The organism is Streptomyces sp. 8K308 (assembly GCF_004348315.1).
Classification (GTDB): Bacteria; Actinomycetota; Actinomycetes; order Streptomycetales; family Streptomycetaceae; genus Streptomyces.
The window spans coordinates 1-4979 of the sequence record NZ_SMKC01000443.1; the positions used below are offsets into that span (position 1 = coordinate 1).

Genomic DNA, 4979 nt, shown 5'->3' on the forward strand with positions numbered 1-4979 from the left:
TTCACAGTGGACGCGAGCATCTATGGACAAGCCCTCGGCCTATTAGTACCGGTCAACTCCACCTCTCACAAGGCTTCCATCTCCGGCCTATCAACCCCGTCGTCTACAGGGAGCCTTACCCCATCAAGTGGGTGGGAGTCCTCATCTCGAAGCAAGCTTCCCGCTTAGATGCTTTCAGCGGTTATCCCTCCCGAACGTAGCCAACCAGCCATGCCCTTGGCAGAACAACTGGCACACCAGAGGTTCGTCCGTCCCGGTCCTCTCGTACTAGGGACAGCCCTTCTCAAGACTCCAACGCGCACAGCGGATAGGGACCGAACTGTCTCACGACGTTCTAAACCCAGCTCGCGTACCGCTTTAATGGGCGAACAGCCCAACCCTTGGGACCAACTCCAGCCCCAGGATGCGACGAGCCGACATCGAGGTGCCAAACCATCCCGTCGATACGGACTCTTGGGGAAGATCAGCCTGTTATCCCCGGGGTACCTTTTATCCGATGAGCGACGGCGCTCCCACAAGCCACCGCCGGATCACTAGTCCCTGCTTTCGCACCTGCTCGACCCGCCAGTCTCACAGTCAAGCTCCCTTGTGCACTTACACTCACCACCTGATAACCAACCAGGCTGAGGGAACCTTTGGGCGCCTCCGTTACCCTTTAGGAGGCAACCGCCCCAGTTAAACTACCCACCAGACACTGTCCCCGATCCGGATCACGGACCCAGGTTAGACATCCAGCACGATCAGAGTGGTATTTCAACAACGACTCCACCCACACTGGCGTGCGAGCTTCACAGTCTCCCACCTATCCTACACAAACCGAACCGAACACCAATATCAAGCTATAGTAAAGGTCCCGGGGTCTTTCCGTCCTGCTGCGCGAAACGAGCATCTTTACTCGTAATGCAATTTCACCGGGCCTATGGTTGAGACAGCCGAGAAGTCGTTACGCCATTCGTGCAGGTCGGAACTTACCCGACAAGGAATTTCGCTACCTTAGGATGGTTATAGTTACCACCGCCGTTTACTGGCGCTTAAGTTCCCAGCTTCGCCCAACCGAAATCGGACTAACCGGTCCCCTTAACGTTCCAGCACCGGGCAGGCGTCAGTCCGTATACATCGCCTTACAGCTTCGCACGGACCTGTGTTTTTAGTAAACAGTCGCTTCTCGCTGGTCTCTGCGGCCACCCCCAGCTCCGACAGCAAAGTGTCTTCACCAGAAGCGGCCCCCCTTCTCCCGAAGTTACGGGGGCAATTTGCCGAGTTCCTTAACCATAGTTCACCCGAACGCCTCGGTATACTCTACCTGACCACCTGAGTCGGTTTAGGGTACGGGCCACCATGAAACATCGCTAGAGGCTTTTCTCGACAGCATAGGATCATCCACTTCACCACAATCGGCTCGGCATCAGGTCTCACCCACATGAAGGACGGATTTACCTACCCTTCGGGCCACACCCTTACCCCGGGACAACCACCACCCGGGCTGGACTACCTTCCTGCGTCACCCCATCACTCACCTACTACCCCCTCGGGTCACCGGCTCCACCACTCCCACCTCGTCCGAAGACTCAGCAGGCGGCTTCACGGGCTTAGCATCAGAAGATTCAGCGTTGGCGCTTCACGGCGGGTACCGGAATATCAACCGGTTGTCCATCGACTACGCCTGTCGGCCTCGCCTTAGGTCCCGACTTACCCTGGGCAGATCAGCTTGACCCAGGAACCCTTAGTCAATCGGCGCACACGTTTCTCACGTGTGTATCGCTACTCATGCCTGCATTCTCACTCGCGAACCGTCCACAACACGTTTCCACGGCTGCTTCACCCGGCACACGACGCTCCCCTACCCACCACACAGAGTGCGGTGACACGACTTCGGCGGTGTACTTGAGCCCCGCTACATTGTCGGCGCAGAATCACTCGACCAGTGAGCTATTACGCACTCTTTCAAGGGTGGCTGCTTCTAAGCCAACCTCCTGGCTGTCTCTGCGACTCCACATCCTTTCCCACTTAGCACACGCTTAGGGGCCTTAGTCGATGCTCTGGGCTGTTTCCCTCTCGACCATGGAGCTTATCCCCCACAGTCTCACTGCCGTTCTCTCACTTGCCGGCATTCGGAGTTTGGCTAAGGTCAGTAACCCGGTAAGGCCCATCACCTACCCAGTGCTCTACCTCCGACAAGAAACAAACGACGCTGCACCTAAATGCATTTCGGGGAGAACCAGCTATCACGGAGTTTGATTGGCCTTTCACCCCTAACCACAGGTCATCCCCCAGATTTTCAACTCTGGTGGGTTCGGGCCTCCACGCGGTCTTACCCACGCTTCACCCTGCCCATGGCTAGATCACCCCGTTTCGGGTCTAGGGCATGCTACTTCGACGCCCTCTTCGGACTCGCTTTCGCTACGGCTCCCCACCACAGGTTAACCTCGCAACACACCGCAAACTCGCAGGCTCATTCTTCAAAAGGCACGCAGTCACGACGTACCGAGCAAGCTCGATACGCGACGCTCCCACGGCTTGTAGGCACACGGTTTCAGGTACTCTTTCACTCCGCTCCCGCGGTACTTTTCACCATTCCCTCACGGTACTATCCACTATCGGTCACCAGGGAATATTTAGGCTTAACGGGTGGTCCCGCCAGATTCACACAAGGTTTCACGGGCCCTATGCTACTTGGGTGGCCTCATATCGAGTCACAGACATTTCAGCTACGGGGGTCTTACCCTCTACGCCAGGCCTTTCGCATGCCCTTCGCCTATACCTGTGATTTCTCACTCGACGACCGTCCGGCAGAACGATCACAGAAACTCCCACAACCCCGCCTGCGCAACCCCTGCCGGGTATCACACACAAACGGTTTAGCCTCATCCAGTTTCGCTCGCCACTACTCCCGGAATCACTCTTGTTTTCTCTTCCTGCGGGTACTGAGATGTTTCACTTCCCCGCGTTCCCTCCACACCGCCTATACATTCAGCGGCAGGTGACAGCCCATAACGACTGCCGGGTTTCCCCATTCGGAAACCCCCGGATCACAGCTCGGTTGACAACTCCCCGGGGACTATCGCGGCCTCCCACGTCCTTCATCGGTTCCTGGTGCCAAGGCATCCACCGTGCGCCCTTAAAAACTTGGCCACAGATGCTCGCGTCCACTGTGCAATTCTCAACCAACAAGAAGACAAACCCGCATCGCTAGACGCGGCCGTGCCCTCAGACACCCAACAGCGTGCCAAGAACAACAGTCAATGTTCCACCCATGAGCAAACCACCGCAGGACACTCGCCCACGACATGGCTCTGGACACCCCACACAACGTGTGAAGGTCAGATGCTCCTTAGAAAGGAGGTGATCCAGCCGCACCTTCCGGTACGGCTACCTTGTTACGACTTCGTCCCAATCGCCAGTCCCACCTTCGACGACTCCCTCCCACAAGGGGTTAGGCCACCGGCTTCGGGTGTTACCGACTTTCGTGACGTGACGGGCGGTGTGTACAAGGCCCGGGAACGTATTCACCGCAGCAATGCTGATCTGCGATTACTAGCGACTCCGACTTCATGGGGTCGAGTTGCAGACCCCAATCCGAACTGAGACCGGCTTTTTGAGATTCGCTCCACCTCACGGCATCGCAGCTCATTGTACCGGCCATTGTAGCACGTGTGCAGCCCAAGACATAAGGGGCATGATGACTTGACGTCGTCCCCACCTTCCTCCGAGTTGACCCCGGCAGTCTCCCGTGAGTCCCCAACCTCCAAAAGGAGTTGCTGGCAACACAGGACAAGGGTTGCGCTCGTTGCGGGACTTAACCCAACATCTCACGACACGAGCTGACGACAGCCATGCACCACCTGTACACCGACTCAAAGAGCACACCCATCTCTGGATGCTTCCGATGCATGTCAAGCCTTGGTAAGGTTCTTCGCGTTGCGTCGAATTAAGCCACATGCTCCGCCGCTTGTGCGGGCCCCCGTCAATTCCTTTGAGTTTTAGCCTTGCGGCCGTACTCCCCAGGCGGGGAACTTAATGCGTTAGCTACGGCACAGACAACGTGGAATGCTGCCCACACCTAGTTCCCACCGTTTACAGCGTGGACTACCAGGGTATCTAATCCTGTTCGCTCCCCACGCTTTCGCTCCTCAGCGTCAGTATCGGCCCAGAGACCCGCCTTCGCCACCGGTGTTCCTCCTGATATCTGCGCATTTCACCGCTACACCAGGAATTCCAGTCTCCCCTACCGAACTCTAGCCTGCCCGTATCGACTGCAGACCCAGGGTTAAGCCCCGGGCTTTCACAACCGACGCGACAAACCGCCTACGAGCTCTTTACGCCCAATAATTCCGGACAACGCTTGCACCCTACGTATTACCGCGGCTGCTGGCACGTAGTTAGCCGGTGCTTCTTCTGCAGGTACCGTCACTCACGCTTCTTCCCTGCTGAAAGAGGTTTACAACCCGAAGGCCGTCATCCCTCACGCGGCGTCGCTGCATCAGGCTTGCGCCCATTGTGCAATATTCCCCACTGCTGCCTCCCGTAGGAGTCTGGGCCGTGTCTCAGTCCCAGTGTGGCCGGTCACCCTCTCAGGCCGGCTACCCGTCGTCGCCTTGGTAGGCCATCACCCCACCAACAAGCTGATAGGCCGCGGGCCCATCCCACACCGCAAAAGCTTTCCACCAACGATCATGCGACCGAAGGTCATATCCGGTATTAGACCCAGTTTCCCGGGCTTATCCCAGAGTGCAGGGCAGATTACCCACGTGTTACTCACCCGTTCGCCACTAATCACCGGCCGAAACCGGATCATCGTTCGACTTGCATGTGTTAAGCACGCCGCCAGCGTTCGTCCTGAGCCAGGATCAAACTCTCCGTGAATGCTTCAAAGAAGATCATCCACGAGAACAATTTGATTCTCGCATTGATCAATCAAAAATCTGGCATTGACTTCTTGGCACACTGTTGAGTTCTCAAGGAACGGACGCTACCTTCAG

Annotated in this window: 2 rRNA genes; both read right to left on the reverse strand. The window is 56.9% G+C overall.

Annotation, left to right across the window (positions count from 1 at the left end):
- Positions 1–22 precede the first annotated feature (22 nt).
- Positions 23–3132: ribosomal RNA gene (locus E1265_RS33555) — 23S ribosomal RNA — on the reverse strand.
- A 203-nt stretch (positions 3133–3335) separates the two neighbouring features.
- A 16S ribosomal RNA gene (locus E1265_RS33560) occupies positions 3336–4863 on the reverse strand.
- The 16S and 23S rRNA genes sit together here, the layout of an rRNA operon.
- Positions 4864–4979: the final 116 nt, after the last annotated feature.